This is a genomic window from Pseudovibrio exalbescens, assembly GCF_028737195.1.
GTDB classification, from domain to species: Bacteria; Pseudomonadota; Alphaproteobacteria; order Rhizobiales; family Stappiaceae; genus Pseudovibrio; species Pseudovibrio zosterae.
On the sequence record NZ_JAQZAJ010000002.1, the window covers coordinates 1 to 18,996 of the forward strand.

Below are 18,996 nucleotides of genomic sequence, written 5' to 3' on the forward strand. Positions count from 1 at the left end.
TAATTGTCAATGAACTGAAGACTTCCATCTTCCGGGAAACCCAAGGCTAACCACCTCAAATCTCTGATCTTTTTGCCGCTCCGTCCAAGGCGCTCAAGCGCTCCGTCCCGGCGGCGTGGAGCGGGTTATAGGCCGACCATCCCCAACTGTCAACGGCCTTGATATAAAAACTTCATAAAATTCACAGGGCCTCGGGAGAAGTTGATTTTTAATTGATTTTTCGGTTGACGCTATGGAGAGAGTCGCAGTGAGTACACAAGGTATTCTCCCTGTTAATAGGGGTTGGTGAAAGCCAAATTGCAGCCGTAATCTGAATGCATTTATGATAGAGGCGCTGGGGGCTCAGCGACGATCATGAAACCGCTTGAATCTGACAGCCTATATACACAGGCGACTAGGGTGGGAAACAGATAACAGAATGTATGCAGGTCACCACAACGCTGCGGGCGTTGCACAGATTGATCTGGGCACTGAGCACGCATTGGCAATCGATAGCACCGCAAACACGGCAGATGCCAGTTCTGCGCTCAATGCCCGTTGGTTGATTGGCACAGTTCTGACAGGCGTCACCTCTATTGTTTTGATGGGCGGCGCTTTGATGGCCTCATTGGACGGCCAGTATACCATCTCCACCCCCTACCAGGCTGCAAGTGATGACGAAGGCGAACATCTTGCACATAACCGAGGTGGTAAAGGCGACCGCGTAATCAGCAATGACGCGGGTTTTTCCAACCGCATGATTATCCCGGTCAACGTAGTACGCCGCGAAGGTGGCCGTGACCATGTTCGGGCCCAGCCTTATGCGCTGGTGACCGCCAGCCTGATTGGCGAGCACGATGCCGGCGACAGTTATGAGATACCGCCGTTCGATCCGATTGCAATGTATCAGGGCGAAGACATCACGCCGGTTCAGGCAACCAGCGACGCAATCTATGGCGCAGACGTTGAGGGTGAAGTCACCATCTCCCAACGGGACTTCCCCATGAGCGCCCTTGGCCTGACGGCAGTAAAGACGGATCCCGAAAACAATGTGATGGAAGAGGTGAAAAAAGCTGCCCTGTTCATGCTGGACAACCGCACGGACATTGCTGCCATACCCGCCTATGCCGCAGAACCGCAACGGTTCGCGCCCATCATGGAAATGGACTTCGACAATCTGGAAGTGCGCATCACGGAAGAGAACGTGTCCTTTCAGGCAATGTCCGTGTCTGCCCAGCCTACAGCGACAGTTGAAGAACACATACATCCTGTTCGTAAGGACGATGTCCTGCTGGATCTGATTTTGGACAACGAAGGCTCACAGCTTGAAGCGAACAAGATCGTTACGCGCTTCAAGGAGGACATTGGTCTCGACCAGGTTCGCGTTGGGCAAGTGCTGCGCTTTGCTCTGGATCCAGCTCTGCCCGAACTGTCCAAGGGACGCCTGCTCCGCGTCAGCGTCTATGAGAATGAAGAGCATGTCGGCACGATCGCGCGCAATGACCAGGGCCAGTTCATCGAGGCTGCAGCGCCATCCTCCGGGCTTCAGGCAACAGCGTTCAACAATCTGAACTTTGACAGCAGCGGCTCGAACCCAACCGCGACCTACTACGACAGCATCTATCAAACGTCCTTGGAAAACGAGATCCCCAAGTCTTTGATTAAAGAGCTGCTGCGCATCTATTCCCATGACGTGGACTTCAACTCCACGATACGTCCGGGAGATGCAATCAGCGTTTTCTACGGTTTACCCGAGGAAGACAGCAAATCTGCCTCCGAAATCCTGTTTACCTCACTGCAGGCAAATGGCCGTGTTCATCGCTTCTATCGTTTCCGCAACCCGCTGGACGGCGAAGTGGACTACTATGATGAAAACGGCCAGAGCGCTCAGCAATTCCTGCTCCGCAAACCCATTGCGGGCGGGCGCTTCACCTCCGGCTTCGGCATGAGACGCCACCCGATTCACAAGACACGCCGCATGCATACCGGCGTTGACTGGGCGGCCCCACGCGGTACGCCAATTCTGGCATCCGGTGAAGGCCTCATCATTCGAGCCGCGTGGACCGGCGGCTATGGGCGCCATGTGCAGATCCAACATGCCAACGGATATGTGTCGACCTACAGCCACATGAGCCGCTTTGCCGATGGCACAAAACAGGGTGCCCGCGTTCATCAGGGCCAAGTGATCGGCTATGTGGGCTCTTCCGGCCTGTCCTCCGGTAACCACCTCCACTACGAGGTGAAGGTGAACGATCGCTTTGTGAACCCACTGAAGATCAAGCTCCCGAAGGGGCGCAACCTGGAAGGCGATGTTCTTATCGCATTCAAGCGTGAGCGTGACCGTATTGATGCGCTTGTATCACAAGGCACGCCAAACCGGCGCTTGGCAGCCGTCGCCCAATAAAGCAACAGCTCTACCGTTCTCATGAAAAAGGCGGCCCGAAAGCCGCCTTTTTGCATAGCCTGTTGACCGATGTCAGCTCTCAGCAACGTCAAAGAGCATGCGATCCGTTCCCGCTGAACAAGTTACCGTCTGACCCTCCTGAATCTTGCCAGCAAGGAGCTGTTCGGCAAGCGGATCTTGAACCTGTTTCTGAATGACGCGCTTCAACGGACGTGCCCCGTAAGCCGGGTCGTACCCCTTCTCTGAAAGCCACTCCATCCCCTCTTCATCAATCTTGAGCGTAATATGACGCTCATCCAGCAAACGCTGAAGACGATGAAGCTGGATCTTGACGATTTCATTCATCTGAGTGCGCTTCAGGCGGTGGAACAGAATGATCTCGTCAAGGCGATTGAGAAATTCGGGACGGAAGTGAGCTCGTACAGCCTCCATCACCGGCCCACGAACCGCCTCTGCGTCTTCGCCCTCGCCTTGGGCTGCAAGGAACTCGGCGCCGAGGTTGGAGGTCATGATGATCAAAGTATTGCGGAAATCCACGGTACGGCCCTGACCATCGGTCAAACGGCCATCATCAAGCACCTGCAACAACACATTGAACACATCGCCGTGCGCTTTCTCGATTTCATCGAACAGCACAACCTGATAGGGCCGCCGGCGCACTGCTTCCGTCAGTGCTCCACCCTCTTCATAGCCAACATAGCCGGGAGGCGCACCAATCAGGCGGGCCACACTGTGCTTCTCCATGAACTCGGACATGTCGATGCGAACCATGGCCGTTTCATCGTCGAAAAGGTACGAAGCCAGCGCCTTGGTGAGCTCAGTCTTGCCCACACCGGTCGGGCCAAGGAACATGAAAGAGCCAATCGGGCGGTTCGGATCCTGCAGACCAGCACGGGCCCGGCGCACAGCTGTCGAGACCGCATGAACTGCTTCCTGCTGACCAATCACGCGCTTTGCAAGCTCATCTTCCATACGCAACAGTTTTTCGCGCTCGCCTTCCAGCATCTTGTCGACCGGAATGCCCGTCCAACGAGACACCACTTGCGCGATGTTTTCGCTGTCTACTGTTTCGCGAAGCATGGCTTCCGCATCCTGACCTTCATCAGCGACTGTCAGCTGCTTTTCCAGATCCGGTATCACACCGTAGGCAAGTTCACCAGCCCGCGCCAAATCACCCGCACGCTGTGCCTTTTCAAGTTCAATCCGCGCTTCGTCCAGCTGCTCCTTGATTTTCTGCTCACTGTTGAGCTTGTTTTTCTCAGATTCCCACTTTTGCGTAAGGGCACGCGACTGCTCTTCCAGATCGCTCAGCTCTTTTTCAAGCCGGGACAGACGATCTTTGGTGGCCGCATCCTCTTCTTTTTTGAGCGCCTCGCGTTCGATCTTCATCTGAATGATGCGTCGATCCAGCTCGTCCAGCTCCTCCGGCTTGGAATCCACCTGCATGCGCAAACGGCTTGCCGCTTCGTCGACCAAATCAATGGCTTTGTCCGGCAAGAAACGATCCGTGATATAGCGGTTGGAGAGTGTCGCCGCCGAGACGATCGCGCTATCGGCGATCTTGACGCCATGATGCAGCTCATATTTTTCTTTGATGCCGCGCAGAATGGAGATCGTATCTTCAACCGTCGGCTCGCTGACAAACACTGGCTGGAAGCGGCGGGCCAGCGCCGCATCTTTCTCAACATGCTTGCGATATTCGTCGAGCGTAGTTGCACCCACGCAGTGCAGCTCTCCACGTGCCAGCGCTGGCTTGAGCAAATTGGAGGCGTCCATTGCACCGTCCGTTTTGCCCGCGCCAACCAGCGTGTGCATTTCATCAATGAAAAGAACGATTCCGCCGTTTGAGGATTGCACCTCGGAAAGCACGGCTTTGAGGCGTTCTTCAAACTCACCGCGATATTTGGCCCCGGCAATGAGCGCACCCATGTCCAGTGCAAGTAAGCGCTTGTCGCGTAAGGATTCCGGCACATCGCCGTTCACGATGCGCAGAGCGAGTCCTTCGGCGATGGCGGTTTTACCCACGCCCGGCTCACCAATGAGAACCGGATTGTTCTTGGTTCGACGCGACAGAACCTGAATGGCTCGACGAATTTCTTCGTCACGTCCAATCACAGGATCCAACTTGCCGTCTCGTGCCTGCTGGGTGAGGTCCTGAGCGTACTTCTTGAGGGCGTCATACTGATTTTCAGCACCCGCTGAATCCGCAGTGCGCCCCTGTCTAAGCTCGTTGATCGCTTCGTTCAGGCTGTTTGGCGTGACACCACCCTCGTGCAAAGCACGCCCGGCGGCACTGTCCTTATCCATGGCCAATGCAAGCAGCATACGTTCAACAGTGACAAACGAGTCGCCTGCCTTTTCAGCCAGCTTGGTTGCTTGGTCAAAGAAACGCGCCGTCGCAGGCGCCAAGTAGAGCTGACCATTGCCACCGCTCACCTTTGGCAGCGCGGCAAGATCCGCATCGTTCTTTAGCCGGACATCAGCCACGCGACCGCCTGCCCGCTCAATCAAGCCTGCGCACAGGCCTTCCGAGTCATCCAGAAGAACCTTCAGAATGTGTTCTGGAGTGAATTGCTGGTGCCCTTGCCCTAGTGCAAAGGTCTGTGCAGATTGGACAAAGCCACGGGCTCTATCACTGTACTTCTCAAAATCCATAGAACTCTCCTCTGTCGCTGCATCACCCGAAGCATGAGCAGCACTTGGAAACTCCGAACCCCATTGAGAGCGTCCGGAACGGAGCATCTCGCCCCGCTCCTTTGATATAATGTGGCAATGAGACAACAAAAGCCCCCCAAGAACAAGTTCTTGGCGAGACGTACCCATAACGGAATTTGAGGAGAGTTAAGAAGGCCCTGCGCCTGCGCTTAAGTACTGGCCCAATCGCCGCAACAGAAAATGCGGGAAATAAAAAGGCCGGAGCAGAACCCCGGCCTTGAAAACTTTGGCGTTTTAGCCTTCAGCACCCTCTGGTGCCTCAGCAGACTCGTCAGCCGCCTTTGTCCGGCGGGTACGAGGTGTACGCGGAGACCTTGGGACGCGCGGCGTGCGAACCCGCGGTGTGCGCTTGGCACGTGGGGCAGCCGTTTCGCCATCGCCTTCCGCGGCAGCAACCTCGGCAACTTCTCCATCCGCTCCACCTTCTTCAGGCAGGGCGGCAACAGGAGCAGATGCGGCGCGGCGAAGACCACGCCCACGAGTGCCGCGGGTGCGGCGACGCGGCTTGTCGTCGTCCTCATCTTCTTCGTTGTCGGAAGCGCCGTCCGTATCAACGTCTTCTTCAGACTGTTCCGCCGCTTTCGCGCTACGTCGAGGAGCCTTCTTGGCAGGCGCCTCTTCAATGAAGGGCTGCGGAGTATCCAAACCGATCACCGGTTGCGGCTGCTCTTCAGACGTTTCTGATGGCTGCGCATTCTCGGCGGCTACAGGCTTTGTGCTTTCGGTCTGATTTGCACCAGCATCTTCATCCGCATCGGAACGATGTGAAGAAGAATTTTGCTGATTTGTTTGCGGCTGAGCAGCAGCAACAATGCGCAAGTAGTGTTCGGCGTGCTGATAGTAGTTTTCTGACACCACACGATCGCCGGAAGCTTGTGCATCTCTCGCGAGCTGCTGATACTTTTCGGCGATATGCGTTGCAGTTCCACGGATCTTTACATCAGGTCCGTTGGACTCGTAGCTCCGTGTCAACGGATTAGGTGCCTTCCGGCCCCGGCCACGCATTCGTTTGTTATTCTGATTTCCTGGTCTCATTATGCCGTTAACTTTCACGAACGGCGATCAGCCGAAGCCAATCTTCCATAGGGCAAGTGGATTCCCTTGGAACGTCCATATGCCGTTTCAATAGGTCTGTCGTGTTCGCAAATACAGTACGCACTTCAGTTAAAAATCTGCGTGTACTGGAATTTGGTCAATTTGGGTCTTGCGATAAGCCAACAATGATTTTGAATGCGCTATAACACGCCTTCAGTCTTACACAACGATACACGGGACTGCCGAATTTCTTGCTGCGCACAATTCCTCGGCGTTATTGTTCGGGTCTTCCTCAAATGTCTTGAGCACCCGCCCCGATGCAGCTAATCGCTGGTAACATCAGCCGGCGAGATGAACGTAGCTTGTTCTGCGCCGATTTCCAAGGCCTTTTTTCCGAATTACTCAACAACCATTAGGCTGAGTACATTTTGCGAGCACGACTCGGTCGTTCCCACCCAAATCCTGTCGGCATTCCGCAAACGTAAGGCTACTATTTTCAATAAGTTGGCGCAAAAGAAGCTGCTGGTCCCAGCCGATTTCAAGAAGCAATGCGCCATCTTGTCTTAGCAAATGCGCCCCGTCTCCAATCAACTCACGGTAGGCATCCAGCCCGTCCGGTCCGCCAGACAGCGCCACAATTGGATCATGATTTTTCACCTCTGCCGACAGCTCTTTAACGACCTCCTCCTTGATATATGGGGGGTTGCTGACGATGAAGTCGAAAGCTGGCGCCAGCGCCGTCAGATATGAAGCACGCACCGGATAGAGCCGCTCGCCAACACCATTTGAAATTGCATTTCGCCGTGTTGTGAGAAGCGCATCTTCACTCACATCAACAGCAACGGCACGAGCATTTGGTAATTCCGTGAGCAATGCGATGGCAATTGCACCTGTGCCACTGCCAATGTCTGCAAACACCCAGTCCTTCTGCAGGCCGCCGTGATTCAAGCAGTAGTCAAGCGTGGCTTCCACCAGTACTTCCGTATCCGGGCGCGGCTCCAGCGTCTCCTCGCTCAGAGTGAAAGTCAGCCCCCAGAAATCCCGCTGGCCAAGAATGCGGCCGACAGGCATGCCACCAAGGCGCAACGCTGCTTGCTTTTCAAGCTTTTGAACAACTTCAGGGCCAGAGACCTGATCGTAGTGCAGCGGCAGCATCTTTGGCTCAACACCAACGGCTGCCGCCACAAGATACCGGGCGTCCGTCTCCGGCTCAGCCAACTTTGCTTCACGAAACGCATCGCGCAATTTCAAAAACAAGTGTTGAAGCGTTGGCTGCATGCGCGTTTAAAGCCCTTCTTCGGCCAACAGGTTTGCCTGATGGTCTACAATCAAGGCGTCAATCACTTCGCCTGTTGCTTCGCCTGCCATCATCTGGTCGAGCTTGTAGAGTGTCAGACCAATCCGGTGATCTGTAACGCGGCCCTGCGGGAAATTGTAGGTGCGGATACGCTCCGAGCGATCACCTGACCCCACCTGTAGACGGCGGCTTTCCGTGCGCTCAGCGGCCGCACGCTCACGCTCAACATCATAGATCTTGGCGCGCAGCAACTTCATGGCGCGATCCTTGTTCTTGTGCTGAGAGCGTTCATCCTGAACGGCAACGACAATCCCCGTTGGCGCGTGGGTAATACGCACGGCAGAATCCGTGGTGTTCACGTGCTGACCGCCAGCACCAGATGCGCGGTAGGTGTCGATGCGCAGGTCTGCCGGGTTGATGTCGACATCAACCTCTTCTGCCTGTGGCAACACCGCAACTGTCGCAGCAGATGTGTGAATACGGCCACCGGACTCGGTTTCGGGCACACGCTGTACCCGGTGAACGCCAGACTCAAACTTGAGCTTGGCAAAGACTTCCTGACCCGTCACAGCGGCAGTGATTTCCTTGAAACCGCCCATCTCGCCTTCACTGGTGGAAATGACCTCCACCTTCCAGCCCATGCTGTCGGCAAAGCGCTGGTACATACGAAACAGGTCGCCAGCGAACAATGCCGCTTCGTCGCCGCCAGTACCGGCGCGAATTTCCAGAATGACGTCACTTGAGTCGGCTTCATCTCGCGGCAACAAACCGATCCGCACCACTTGGGTCAGTTCTTCAATCTTGCCCGCCAGCTCATCCCGTTCAAGCTGCGCCAACTCACGCATCTCCGCATCCGTATCGCGGTCGTCAAGCAGCGCTTGTGCATCTGCAAACTCAGCTTCAGCCTGCCGTAATTCGCGAATGGACTTCACGATCGGCTCCAATTGGGCATAGTCCCGGGAAAGCTTGATGTAGACATCGGCACTTGGGCCAGACGCCATTTCACTCTCAATCTGGTCAAAGCGCGACAGCAGTGTATCCAGTTTTTCTTGCGCCAACATTCGCGCGCTTCTCCTTAAGCAAAAGCAGGCGGACACCGGACGGCACCGCAAGCGCGAAATGCGCTGCGCCGTTCGGCTCGCCAAGTTAGGTCTCTATAATGGAATATCGTGCTCGGAAGCAAAGTCGGCCAGGAACTGTCGCATGTTCTCCGGCGTGTGTCCGGGCTCCAGTCTTGGCAGTAGCCGCGCTGATAGCTTCCGCAGATCCAGACTGCGCAACATCGCTTTCACCGGACCAATTGCGGATGGCGACATGGACAGGCTGCGATAGCCAATACCCAGCAACGCCATGGCGGCAAGCGGCTGCCCTGCAAGTTCACCACACAGGGTGACAGGCACATGCATGCGATCGCCCACTTCCACGATGCGCTTCAAAGCGCGCAGGAAGCCGGGATGCAGAGTGTCAAAGCGATCTGCTACCAGTGTATTGCCACGGTCCACCGCATTGAAGAATTGGAACAGATCGTTTGAGCCAACCGAGACGAAGTCCACTTCCTCATAAAGCTCTTCCAGCTGCCACAGCAGGCCCGGCACTTCCACCATCACGCCAAGGCGCAATGTCTCCGGGGTCGCGTGACCGTGCTGACGCAGGTGGCGCAGCTCACGCTCCACGTAATCGCGCGCTTTGCGGAACTCATCCACGTCCGCAATCATCGGGAACATGATGCGCAAGGAACGTCCAGCTCCGGCATGCAGCAATGCACGGATCTGTGTGCGCAAAAGCCCTGGCCGGTCTAGCCCAAAGCGGATCGCACGCCAGCCCATGGCCGGGTTCTCTTCTTGTGCAAGGCGCATGTAAGGCAGCACCTTATCGCCGCCAATATCAAGGGACCGGAAGGTGACCGGCCTGTCACCCGCTTGATCCAATACCTTGGAATAGAGCGATTGCTGCTCTTTCATCCGCGGAAACGACGATGCCACCATAAACTGCAGTTCGGTCCGGAACAGACCAACGCCAGCCGCGCCCGCATCGTTCATGCTCGGCAGATCTACCAAGAGGCCAGCGTTCAGCTGCAGAGTGACATCTGTGCCATCCAGCGTCACCGTTGGCTTGTTGCGCAGACGCTTGTACTGCGCTTGACGACGGGCACGGAAACGCACCTTGTCGGCAAAGGCCTGTTCCACATCCGGAGCGGGGCGGATGAAAACCTGTCCCACTTCGCCGTCAACGATAACCGGATCACCCGCCTCGACGAGCGACACAATATCTTCCACCTGCCCGATGGTTGGGATGCCAAGAGCCCGAGCCACGATGGTTACGTGGCTGGTCGGCCCGCCCTCTTCCAGAATAAGACCGCGAATGCGATCCCGATCATAGTCAAGAAGTTCAGCAGCACCCATGTTGCGCGCAACAATAATGGCGTCCTGCGGCAACTCACCTTCCGAGGCGCCGTGCCCACGGCCCATTAGTTCGCGGATCAGACGCAGCGCCAGGTCATCCAGATCGTGCAGACGCTCCCGCAGATAAGGGTCGGTCTGACGCAGCATACGAGCGCGAGTGTCGCTCTGCACTTTCTCAACGGCGGCTTCGGCCGTCAGGCCGTTGCGAATGGCTTCTTCAATCTTGCGCACCCACCCCCGGTCATAGGCGAACATCCGGTAGGCTTCCAGAACCTCACGGTGCTCTCCATGCTGGGAGAAATCGCCATTGGCAAGCATGTGATCAAGCGAAAGGCGCAAACGCTGGACGGCGCCGTCCAGACGCTCCTTTTCAGCATCCGCGTCCTCAGCAATCAGGTTGGTAATCACAACACGCGGTTCATGGAGAACCACATGGCCCAAGCCTACGCCGTCTGAAAGCGGCACGCCCTTGAGGTGCATCGGTCTGGCAAGGTCAATCGTTGTGCCTTGCTGTGCGATGGCTTCCAGCTCGCCCGCAGCTACCATTTCTGCAATCACCATGGCGGTGGTTTGCAGCGCCTCGACTTCATCCTCAAAATAGGTCCGATGCGCCATGTTCTGAACAACCAGAACACCGAGCGTACGGCCCGCGCGCAGGATAGGAACACCAAGGAAGGAGTTGTAGTTCTCTTCGCCTGTTTCAGGGCGATAGGCAAACGCCGGGTGCGCCTGCGCATTAGGTAGGTTCAATGGTCGGGCATCAGAGGCAATAAGGCCCACAAGGCCCTCGCCAATCCGGAGGGCCGTCTTGTGAACAGCCGTCTTGTTCAGGCCCTCTGTTGCATACAGCTCCAAAACGCCGTCGGCTCGCAGTATGTAGACGGAACACACTTCCGCAACCACATTTGCTGCAATAAGCCGAACAATCTTGTCGAGCCGCTCCTGCGCGTTGATGGGTTCTGCCATCACCTCGCGAAGGCGACGCAAGAGAACGCGCGGTCCGGCCAAGCTGCTGCGCATACCTTGTCCTACCTATCGTTTGTCATTCGACCTCAAGTCGGGCTAGCGGCTGCGCTAGTGTAGTACAGCCGCTCGCAACATGTCGACTCACCTAATTTAACCGTCGAGACCATATAGCGAATGCAGAGTCCGCACCGCAAGTTCCGTATAGGCAGAATCAATCAGCACAGAGATTTTAATTTCTGATGTTGTGATCGCGCGGATGTTGATGCCCTTGCCAGCCAGCCCGCGGAAACAGTCCGCAGCGACACCGGCGTGAGAGCGCATGCCCATCCCGATCACGGAGACCTTCACCACATCAGTCGTGCCTTCCAGCGTCTCATAACCAATGCCCTCAGAGTTGGCTTCGATTACGGCGCGCGCACGCTCATATTCCGTTTCAGGAACAGTGAAGGTGATATCGGTTGTCTTTCCATCCGGGGAAATGTTCTGAACGATCATGTCCACATTGATGTTGGCGTCAGCCAGCGGACCAAACACGTTGCTGGCCACACCTGGCTTGTCGGCCACATTGCGGATGGAGATTTGCGCTTCGTCCTTCGAAAAGGCGATGCCAGTGACAACTTGCTGTTCCAATATTTCGTCCTCATCGCAGATCAACGTTCCCGGTGGCAATCCGCCATTGCCAACCTGCGGAGCATCCGGATCATCAAAACTGGAGCGAACAAACGTCCGCACGCCATGCACCATGGCCATTTCCACAGAGCGAACCTGAAGCACCTTGGCGCCCAGTGACGCCATCTCGAGCATTTCTTCAAACGACACCCGGTCCAGACGCTGAGCTTTCGGCACAATGCGTGGGTCCGTTGTATATACACCGTCCACGTCCGTGTAGATATCACAACGGTCTGCGTGGATTGCCGCAGCCAGCGCTACAGCACTCGTGTCAGAGCCGCCACGGCCGAGCGTCGCAATGCGGTTGTCTGGAGCCAGACCTTGGAAGCCGGCTACGACAGCAATCTGACCGCGCTCAAGGCGTTCGATGACGGTTTCGCCTTCGATTCGCTCAATACGAGCTGCGCCATGCGCTTCATTCGTGTGAATTGGGATCTGCCACCCCTGCCAGGAGCGGGCCTCAACACCCATGTCCTGAAGCACGATAGCAAGGAGACCAGAGGTGACCTGCTCACCGGAAGCAACCACCGCATCATATTCGCGCGCATCATGCAGCGCTGCAGCGTCCTTCGTGTAGCCAACCAGTGTGTTGGTCACACCTGCCATGGCCGAAACCACAACGGCAACCTGGTTGCCAGCTTCCACTTCACGCTTCACATGCCGCGCTACGTTGCGGATGCGATCAAGGTCGGCAACTGATGTGCCGCCGAATTTCATTACCAAACGGGCCATCGCTTCCCAATTTCCTCCGAGGGCCTTGAAGCACAGAACTTACTGCCACAGTTGGCGCTCATGCATACAGCTACAGTCCTCTTATCGCAACCAGTGGCTTGACAAAAACGCGCCGGCGAACCACCAGTGACCTGAATAAGTTGGAGTTCTGACAAATGACCGCCTCAAAGCCCACCACTCCTGAACACACTGGGACCGTTGACACGGCAGAGATCGACCACTTCTCCTCGATCGCAGCCGAGTGGTGGGACCCGACCGGAAAATTTCGCCCGCTACATAAATTCAACCCGGTGCGCATCGCGTTCATCAAGGAATACATCGCCGCTCATTTCGGCCGCGATGAGAAGTCGCCAACCGCTCTGGAAGGCCTCCGCCTTTTGGACATTGGCTGTGGCGGCGGCTTGCTCAGCGAACCCATGGCACGTATGGGCGCAGCGGTTACAGGTGCAGACGCAGCCGAGAAGAACATCGCAGTTGCCAAACTCCACGCCGAACAATCGGGCCTTGACATCGACTACCGCGCCCAGACCGCCGAAGCGCTGGAAGCCGCCGGTGAGCAATTTGATGTCGTCCTGAACATGGAAGTAGTTGAGCACGTTGCGGATGTGCCGCTGTTTATGGAAACATGTACCAAGCTCGTGAAGCCGGGCGGCCTCATGTTTGTTGCCACCATCAATCGCACGATGAAGGCCTACGCGCTTGCCATTGTCGGTGCCGAATATGTGCTTCGCTGGCTACCAAAAGGAACTCACCACTACGAAAAACTCGTCACGCCTGGAGAGCTGGAGGCCCCCATCAGTGCGGGCGGCATGCATATCTTTGAGCGCTGTGGGGTGAGCTACAATCCACTTTTTGACAGCTGGTCCCGTTCCCGCGACCTGGACGTGAACTATATGGTGATTGCAAGCAAACCTGAAAATTGATGCAACAAGGCTGAGCAACAGAAGGAACCCGGCATGAGAAAGGTCGTCACCAATGAGCCATTGGTTTTTGTCCCAGGCCTTGCCTGCACCGCCGCGCTGTTTGCACCGCAGATTGTTGCTTTTGCCGACCAGCCAATCATGGTGGCAAATACCTGTGAAAAAGAGAGCATAGCAGAAATCGCAGAGCAGCTTTTGCACGAAGCACCAGAACGGTTTGCTCTCATCGGGCTTTCCATGGGCGGGTACATCGCCCTAGAGGTTATGCGGCAAGCACCAGACCGCGTGACACGTCTTGCGCTCTTGAGCACGAATGCCAGAGCCGACACACCGGAACAAGCGGAAATCCGCTCCAAGCAGATCCGCATTGCCGCAGAGGGCGGTTACGACAAGGTTGCTCCAAGTCTTTATCCTGCTTGGGTTCATCCAAGTCGGCATGAAGATTACGAGCTGAAGGAAACCGTGATCGAGATGGCGCAGGACGTGGGGCCGGAGGCTTTTGTCCGGCAGCAAAAAGCCGTGATGAGCCGCATTGACCAGCGCGAAAATCTCAAGGCCATCACCTGCCCCACTTTGGTTCTCGTTGGGACTGACGATCAAGTAATGCCTCTCGACCGCGCCGAGGAAATGCATGCAGCAATTACTTCCAGCGCGCTCGTCATGGTACCGGAATGCGGACATCTTTCAACACTCGAGCAACCCTCCATTACCACCAAAGCACTTCAAGAGTGGCTGGTAAGGGCATAGTCCTACTTTTAGGGAGTGTGCGCCGCACCATTTCTAAGCTAACCTAGCGGAAGCTGGTTCTCAGCTTTCTTTAGGGACGGCTCCCTTTGTTTTCCCGTCCCCCACGAAAAGCGGCCGAACGGTCGCCACGAACTCTTACCAACCTTCCGGGGGGTCATATGTTCAACTTCGATGATCAATTTAAAGAAGCCATGGAAATGTGGAACAGCTCAATGGGCGGCACACCGTGGCGCGTGTGGGCAGAAGGCCTTGAAAAGTCCACTGTAGGGCCACTGGAATCCGTCATGAAAGCCCAGAGCTCCATGATGAAGGCCAGTCAGCAGCTCGCAGACAAGGAAATGGACTTCATACGGCATCGCATGGACGAGCGCTTTGCTTATATGCGCGAACTTTGTTCATGCCCCAACGGTGCAGAAGTCGCGCACATCAGCACGGAGTTCTGGCAGTCTGCTTTTGAAGACTACCGCGACCATAACGCTGAGCAGCTTCATATCCTGACAAAGACCATGAGCGAAAACAGTGCGCAGGCGTCTGATGCGCTGACCGAGTCCTTGTCAGGCCTGAAGGCAGCGGAAGAAGCGCTTACACCAGCCAAGCCGACACCGGCGGCCAAACGTGCGCCAGCACGCCCAAAGGCAAGAGCCACAGCCAAGGCCACGTCTTCAAGCGAAGGATGAACCTGTTTTGAGGGAACAAGTAGAGAGCGCGGGTTGAATCTCACCCCGCGCTTTGTCATGAGCTAGCTCAGTTGCGATCTTCCGGCAACGCGGGCAGCGGCAACACGTCAATGCCTTCATCAAGCAGCTCTCGCGTTTCATCGAGGGAAGCCTGACCGTATATGCCGCGCTCCTCGGTTTCGCCGTAGTGCATCTTGCGCGCTTCTTCCACGAACTTGTCGCCAACGTTTTCGGCGCTTTCCGTTACATGTTTTCGAAACTGGCGGATCGCTTCCGACAGTTCCCTCATGCGCTCAGTGTTCAAAGAAAGCGTTGTTCCCTCGGTTTCAGGCGGAGAGGCACCTGCCCCGACATTCGCAGGCACGGGTGTGCTTGCCTCGGGCGTCGGTTGAGCGGCGGGAGCTGGCGCGGCCTGGGTTGCTTGCTTTTGTGCCGCAGCCTGACGCTGCAAGTCCTCTCGAGCCTTCGCCTTGCCCCGCGCCGTTGCCACGTTTGGCGACATAAGCCCTTTGGTTATGGATGTTGACTCGCACACGGGACAGGAGATCAGGCCGCGCTCAGCCTGTGCATCAAAATCCGTGGAGTTTCTGAACCACGCATCAAAGCTATGTCCCTTGTCACAAAGTAGCGCGTAATTGATCACTTGCGTTTCTCCGGCGCACTAAAGCGCAACGTCCTCTATCGAAAACCCTCGTGCGTTCGCAATGGCTGGCACGCGGGCACGTGCGTCTTCCGATAGTTTTAATCGAACCTCAGCCAGCAACACGCCGGGCTCATCATGGTCCAGCTCACCTATAACGCGTCCCCACGGATCGACAATAAGGCTATGTCCATAGGTCTCGCGCCCATCTTCATGCACACCGCCTTGCGCGGCTGAAACAACGAATGCACCGTTTTCAATGGCACGGGAGCGCTGGAGCACATGCCAATGAGCACGCCCGGTCTGGCGCGTAAAGGCGGCTGGAGCGGTCAACACCTGAGCGCCATGCTTTGCCTGCTCGCGAAAGAGCGCGGGCTGCCGCACATCATAGCAGATGGCTAGACCAATCTTGGTAAATGGCAGCGCCACCACCGGGCTGGTTGTTCCCGGCTCATAGGTCTTGGATTCCCGCCAGCTTTCACCATCTGGCAAGTCCACATCGAACATGTGGATCTTGTCATACCGCGCAGCCACGGATCCATCCGGTGCCAGAAGGAAAGCCCGATTGGCGAGTTTGCCATCATCACGCCGAATTGCCAAAGAACCAAGGTGTAGCCAGATCTGCAGATCGGCTGCAACCTTTGTCATCCGGGCAAGAAAGGGATCCTCCACCTCAGAACTGACCGCTGCCATTTGCGCTTCACGGCTGCGCTCAAGAACGTTGGTCATCTCAGGCGTCTGGATATAGATGGCGCCGTCCTTGGCGGCTTCACGCACCAAGACTTCGCAAGCATCCAGATTCGCTCGTACATCGCGTCCGGAGCGCATCTGCACGCAAGCTGCAACAAACTCCTGCATGGATCCCATCCCCCCTTTCAAAACTGACTGCGGTGATTAGACACCCGCTGCCAGAAGGGCGTCAAGCTGTCCGCGACGCTCAAGTGCGTAAAGGTCATCGCAGCCACCGACATGTTCCGATCCGATAAAGATCTGCGGGAAGGTGCGACCACCGTTTGCCTTCTTAATCATTTCTGTCTTGTAGGTCGGGTCGTCAGAGGCGTTGTACTCGGTGTACTCTACGCCCTTTTCTTCAAGCAGGCGTTTGGCACGTGCGCAAAAACCACACATGTCGCGTGTGTAAAGCACGACTTCAGTCATTGTTCTTTTCCTCTTCACCTGCGTCTGGTCAGGCACATCAATTTAACGGTTGGCAAGCAACGAACGCTGTTTATATGGCGGGAGAGGCCGCATTCGCAAGAGTTGCCAGCCTGGGATGTAAGTCGAAGAGGAAAAGCCCGCCACTCGCAACGGGCTCACTTATTCGTGTTCGGGATTCACCCGCGCAAACACCAGAACATCAACGGCGGAAGCGCCTGCCCGCTTCAAGGCCCGCGCACAAGACTCCGCTGTCGCCCCAGTGGTCAGCACATCATCGACAAGCACCACATGTCGCCCCGTGACAACAAATCGCTTTTCTTCCGGCACTTCAAAGGCTTTGCGAACATTCTTGCGCCGCTCGGCACGCTTGAGCCCCACCTGCCCGGATGTATGACGAATGCGCTGAAGCGCAAAGACATCGTGCTGCAGGCCGGTCAACTCGGAGATGGCATGTGCCAGCAAGGCTGACTGATTGTAGCCTCTCTTCAAGAGCCGCCACCTGTGCAATGGTACCGGCACCAGTAACGGGTCGCTCTCAAACAGCTCCGCGCCGCCTCGTACCATCATGGGCGCGAGAACCTTGCTCAACGCAGGCCGATTGGAAAACTTGAACTGATGCACAATGTCTCGCGCTGGCCCTGTGTAGCTTGCAGCAGCGCGTGCCCGATCATAGTCGGGCGGTTCCGCAATGGCCGCAGGGCTCACAGCGCCAGGACCGCAGTCATAAGGCATGGGGGTCCCAAGCCGATCACACCACGGAGGCGACAGAAACTGCACCAATCCCCAGCACGCAGCACACAGGCCTGCACGTTCCTGCAGGCAGATCCCGCAGGACGGACAGGTTGGCGGTACAACGAAGTCAACCAGTTGCTGCCCAATCCGCACACTGGTGCGCAGGGCAGAGGCCAGCTGAGGGGAAAAGCGTAGACCCTGCACGGAATTTACCCTATTTAAGGCAACAAGTTACCGTATCACAGCACCCGCTGGGTGGGGCTCCCCGGATCCACGTGCCACGAGATTCAGCGGCATGGTGGCACCGCCTCTCTCCCTTTCGGGCAGGTTCAGCACACTGGAAGTCTCGCAAAAAAGATGAGCCATCCCTCTCTATTTGACCGCTCCCTGATCATGCAACGCCGCAAGAAGGCCCTTGCCAAGCCGGTGGCAGGGGCAGACTTTTTGCTCAAGGCAGCCGCTCAGGATCTTGAAGACCGCCTCATGATGTTGAGCCGTAGCTTTGAAAGCGCTGTCGACCTCGGAGGGCATGGCAACTACATCACCGAAGCGCTGCGAAACTCTGGCAAGGTGCAGCGGGTCATTCGGGCTGATCTATTCACGCCTGATCAGAACAGTGGCACCCCGGATCTGGTGATTGATGACGCTGTCCTGCCCTTTGCAGAGCAAAGCGTTGACCTGATTGTCTCCTCCTTGAACCTTCAGCTCCTTGACGATCTGCCGGGAACTCTGGTTCAAATCCGGCGAGCGCTGAAGCCGGATGGGCTGTTTCTGGGGCTGCTTCTTGGCACCGACAGCCTGATTGAGCTGCGAGACAGCTTCATGCGTGCTGAGATGGAGGTAACCGGCGGCGTTTCTCCGCGCGTAATCCCGTTTGCGGATACCAGAGACCTTGGCGGTCTGCTGCAACGCGCAGGGTTCGCGCTTCCCGTCGCAGATCTGGACAAGCTGACCGTACGCTACGATACGCTGTTTGACCTCATCAAAGACCTGAGGGCCATGGGCGCGACCAACCCCTTGGCAGAACGCAGCAAGCGCTTCACACCGCGCGCCGTTTTCATGAAGGCCGCAGAACACTATGCGCAAAATTATCAGGATGAAGATGGGCGCATCCGCGCAACGTTCACCTTCGCCTCACTCTCGGGCTGGGCGCCTCACGAGAGCCAGCAAAAACCCCTGCGCCCGGGAAGCGCAAAGCAGAGTCTTGCTGCAGCATTGGGAACGGTAGAGAAGAAAGTCTGAGCGAATAGCTTAGTCGCCAATCTTCTGAAGCTCCACACCCACAGTCTTGTAGGTCGAGTTTAGGCTGGAGCTGATTGCTGCAAGGCTGCCGAATATGGCTAGAGCAATCAGAGCTGCAATAAGGCCATATTCAACAGCGGTCGCCCCACGCTCATCTTTGGACATGTGAGCGATTGTGAAGCCAGCCTTTGAAATGTCCGTGCCCTGCCGTTTAAACACCATATCCGCCTCGTTTTCAGGCAGGGCCGCTACTCTTTACTATCCGGACACCAGATCAATCAGGTGCGGAATAAGTGGCTCATCTGCCGGTGGCATTTTATAGTCTCGCAGCCGTACCGGGCGGGCCCAAGTCAGTGCCTGTCCCTCTGCACCAACAGGTGTACCTTCCCAGCGTCTGCACACATAAAGTGGCATCAGCAGGTGAAAATCCTCGTAAGTGTGGCTGGCGAAAGTCAGCGGAGCGAGGCACTCTTTCTTAACCGTAATTCCCAGCTCTTCGCGCAATTCGCGAATGAGGCCGTCCTCCGGTGTTTCGCCTTGCTCGAGCTTTCCACCGGGAAATTCCCAGAATCCCGCCAGAGCCTTTCCTTCGGGCCGCTGCGCCAGCAAAACCCTTCCGTCCGCGTCAAACAGCGCACAGGCTGTAACCATTACCATTTTCATAAGAAATGCCTGTCCTGA

The 18,996-nt window shown here is 56.4% G+C and carries 17 protein-coding genes; 5 read left to right on the forward strand and 12 right to left on the reverse strand.

Translation table 11 applies throughout. The features are described from left to right. The first annotated feature begins 418 nt into the window (after positions 1 to 418). The gene (locus PUV47_RS05125; protein ID WP_274217435.1) at positions 419 to 2,383 is read left to right on the forward strand and encodes a M23 family metallopeptidase; all 1,965 of its coding nucleotides are present in this window, start codon (positions 419 to 421) and stop codon (positions 2,381 to 2,383) included. Between the two features lie 72 nt (positions 2,384 to 2,455). Here the strand turns inward: PUV47_RS05125 and clpB are convergent, their stop codons facing one another. The 6 genes from clpB to PUV47_RS05155 all read right to left on the reverse strand — a co-directional run bounded on the left by clpB (position 2,456) and on the right by PUV47_RS05155 (position 12,199). After that, positions 2,456 to 5,038, reverse strand: a complete 2,583-nt coding sequence (gene clpB, locus PUV47_RS05130) for an ATP-dependent chaperone ClpB (RefSeq protein ID WP_274217436.1) — start codon at positions 5,036 to 5,038, stop codon at positions 2,456 to 2,458. A gap of 294 nt (positions 5,039 to 5,332) precedes the next feature. Next, positions 5,333 to 6,133: a DUF4167 domain-containing protein gene (locus PUV47_RS05135; RefSeq protein ID WP_274217437.1), complete on the reverse strand. Its 801-nt coding sequence runs from the start codon at positions 6,131 to 6,133 to the stop codon at positions 5,333 to 5,335. A gap of 402 nt (positions 6,134 to 6,535) precedes the next feature. Next, complete coding sequence (gene prmC, locus PUV47_RS05140; RefSeq protein WP_274217438.1) at positions 6,536 to 7,411, reverse strand: peptide chain release factor N(5)-glutamine methyltransferase; 876 nt, start codon at positions 7,409 to 7,411, stop codon at positions 6,536 to 6,538. A 6-nt stretch (positions 7,412 to 7,417) separates the two neighbouring features. After that, positions 7,418 to 8,491 carry a peptide chain release factor 1 gene (gene prfA / locus PUV47_RS05145; RefSeq protein ID WP_274217439.1) on the reverse strand — a complete coding sequence of 358 codons (1,074 nt, stop codon included), beginning with the start codon at positions 8,489 to 8,491 and terminating at the stop codon, positions 7,418 to 7,420. 93 nt (positions 8,492 to 8,584) lie between these two features. Beyond that, a complete protein-coding gene (gene ptsP, locus PUV47_RS05150) occupies positions 8,585 to 10,852 on the reverse strand; it encodes a phosphoenolpyruvate--protein phosphotransferase (RefSeq protein ID WP_274217440.1) in 2,268 nt (755 codons plus the stop codon). A 96-nt stretch (positions 10,853 to 10,948) separates the two neighbouring features. Further along, positions 10,949 to 12,199: an aspartate kinase gene (locus tag PUV47_RS05155; protein WP_274217442.1), complete on the reverse strand. Its 1,251-nt coding sequence runs from the start codon at positions 12,197 to 12,199 to the stop codon at positions 10,949 to 10,951. Positions 12,200 to 12,354: 155 nt separating this feature from the next. On the opposite strand from PUV47_RS05155, the gene ubiG reads away from it, so the two are divergent. The 3 genes from ubiG to PUV47_RS05170 all read left to right on the forward strand — a co-directional run bounded on the left by ubiG (position 12,355) and on the right by PUV47_RS05170 (position 14,543). Then, positions 12,355 to 13,122: a bifunctional 2-polyprenyl-6-hydroxyphenol methylase/3-demethylubiquinol 3-O-methyltransferase UbiG gene (ubiG, locus tag PUV47_RS05160; protein WP_274217443.1), complete on the forward strand. Its 768-nt coding sequence runs from the start codon at positions 12,355 to 12,357 to the stop codon at positions 13,120 to 13,122. A 33-nt stretch (positions 13,123 to 13,155) separates the two neighbouring features. Then, complete coding sequence (locus PUV47_RS05165; protein ID WP_274217444.1) at positions 13,156 to 13,866, forward strand: alpha/beta fold hydrolase; 711 nt, start codon at positions 13,156 to 13,158, stop codon at positions 13,864 to 13,866. A 158-nt stretch (positions 13,867 to 14,024) separates the two neighbouring features. Next, positions 14,025 to 14,543 carry a phasin family protein gene (locus PUV47_RS05170; RefSeq protein ID WP_274217446.1) on the forward strand — a complete coding sequence of 173 codons (519 nt, stop codon included), beginning with the start codon at positions 14,025 to 14,027 and terminating at the stop codon, positions 14,541 to 14,543. Positions 14,544 to 14,610: 67 nt separating this feature from the next. On the opposite strand, the gene PUV47_RS05175 is transcribed toward PUV47_RS05170, so the two are convergent. From PUV47_RS05175 to PUV47_RS05190, 4 genes are all read right to left on the reverse strand, one after another. Beyond that, on the reverse strand, positions 14,611 to 15,186 hold the full coding sequence (locus PUV47_RS05175) for a DUF1178 family protein (protein WP_274217447.1): 576 nt from the start codon (positions 15,184 to 15,186) through the stop codon (positions 14,611 to 14,613). Positions 15,187 to 15,204: 18 nt separating this feature from the next. Then, positions 15,205 to 16,041, reverse strand: a complete 837-nt coding sequence (locus PUV47_RS05180) for a carbon-nitrogen hydrolase family protein (protein ID WP_274217449.1) — start codon at positions 16,039 to 16,041, stop codon at positions 15,205 to 15,207. Positions 16,042 to 16,077: 36 nt separating this feature from the next. Next, on the reverse strand, positions 16,078 to 16,341 hold the full coding sequence (gene grxC, locus PUV47_RS05185; protein ID WP_274217450.1) for a glutaredoxin 3: 264 nt from the start codon (positions 16,339 to 16,341) through the stop codon (positions 16,078 to 16,080). Between the two features lie 159 nt (positions 16,342 to 16,500). Further along, positions 16,501 to 17,277 (reverse strand): ComF family protein, encoded by a 777-nt coding sequence (locus PUV47_RS05190; RefSeq protein WP_274217451.1) that lies wholly within the window; start codon positions 17,275 to 17,277, stop codon positions 16,501 to 16,503. 153 nt (positions 17,278 to 17,430) lie between these two features. Here PUV47_RS05190 and PUV47_RS05195 point away from each other — a divergent pair, with 153 nt between their 5' ends. Next, on the forward strand, positions 17,431 to 18,315 hold the full coding sequence (locus tag PUV47_RS05195; protein WP_274217452.1) for a methyltransferase domain-containing protein: 885 nt from the start codon (positions 17,431 to 17,433) through the stop codon (positions 18,313 to 18,315). A gap of 9 nt (positions 18,316 to 18,324) precedes the next feature. Here PUV47_RS05195 and PUV47_RS05200 read toward each other — a convergent pair whose 3' ends face one another. Beyond that, the gene (locus tag PUV47_RS05200; protein ID WP_425313735.1) at positions 18,325 to 18,537 is read right to left on the reverse strand and encodes a Flp family type IVb pilin; all 213 of its coding nucleotides are present in this window, start codon (positions 18,535 to 18,537) and stop codon (positions 18,325 to 18,327) included. Positions 18,538 to 18,573: 36 nt separating this feature from the next. Continuing rightward, entirely contained in the window at positions 18,574 to 18,978 is a 405-nt protein-coding gene (gene mutT / locus PUV47_RS05205; RefSeq protein WP_274217453.1) for an 8-oxo-dGTP diphosphatase MutT, read from the reverse strand. Between the last annotated feature and the right edge of the window lie 18 nt (positions 18,979 to 18,996).

What these genes read in the sequence shown, in the direction of transcription:
- PUV47_RS05135 (WP_274217437.1), bottom strand. Translation starts at nt 6,133, where the DNA reads ATGAGACCAGGAAATCAGAATAACAAACGAATGCGTGGCCGGGGCCGG.
- PUV47_RS05180 (WP_274217449.1), bottom strand. Translation starts at nt 16,041, where the DNA reads ATGCAGGAGTTTGTTGCAGCTTGCGTGCAGATGCGCTCCGGACGCGAT.
- PUV47_RS05125 (WP_274217435.1), top strand. Translation starts at nt 419, where the DNA reads ATGTATGCAGGTCACCACAACGCTGCGGGCGTTGCACAGATTGATCTG.
- prmC (WP_274217438.1), bottom strand. Translation starts at nt 7,411, where the DNA reads ATGCAGCCAACGCTTCAACACTTGTTTTTGAAATTGCGCGATGCGTTT.
- mutT (WP_274217453.1), bottom strand. Translation starts at nt 18,978, where the DNA reads ATGAAAATGGTAATGGTTACAGCCTGTGCGCTGTTTGACGCGGACGGA.
- PUV47_RS05165 (WP_274217444.1), top strand. Translation starts at nt 13,156, where the DNA reads ATGAGAAAGGTCGTCACCAATGAGCCATTGGTTTTTGTCCCAGGCCTT.
- PUV47_RS05200 (WP_425313735.1), bottom strand. Translation starts at nt 18,537, where the DNA reads ATGGTGTTTAAACGGCAGGGCACGGACATTTCAAAGGCTGGCTTCACA.
- grxC (WP_274217450.1), bottom strand. Translation starts at nt 16,341, where the DNA reads ATGACTGAAGTCGTGCTTTACACACGCGACATGTGTGGTTTTTGCGCA.
- clpB (WP_274217436.1), bottom strand. Translation starts at nt 5,038, where the DNA reads ATGGATTTTGAGAAGTACAGTGATAGAGCCCGTGGCTTTGTCCAATCT.
- ptsP (WP_274217440.1), bottom strand. Translation starts at nt 10,852, where the DNA reads ATGCGCAGCAGCTTGGCCGGACCGCGCGTTCTCTTGCGTCGCCTTCGC.
- prfA (WP_274217439.1), bottom strand. Translation starts at nt 8,491, where the DNA reads ATGTTGGCGCAAGAAAAACTGGATACACTGCTGTCGCGCTTTGACCAG.
- PUV47_RS05195 (WP_274217452.1), top strand. Translation starts at nt 17,431, where the DNA reads ATGAGCCATCCCTCTCTATTTGACCGCTCCCTGATCATGCAACGCCGC.
- ubiG (WP_274217443.1), top strand. Translation starts at nt 12,355, where the DNA reads ATGACCGCCTCAAAGCCCACCACTCCTGAACACACTGGGACCGTTGAC.
- PUV47_RS05170 (WP_274217446.1), top strand. Translation starts at nt 14,025, where the DNA reads ATGTTCAACTTCGATGATCAATTTAAAGAAGCCATGGAAATGTGGAAC.
- PUV47_RS05155 (WP_274217442.1), bottom strand. Translation starts at nt 12,199, where the DNA reads ATGGCCCGTTTGGTAATGAAATTCGGCGGCACATCAGTTGCCGACCTT.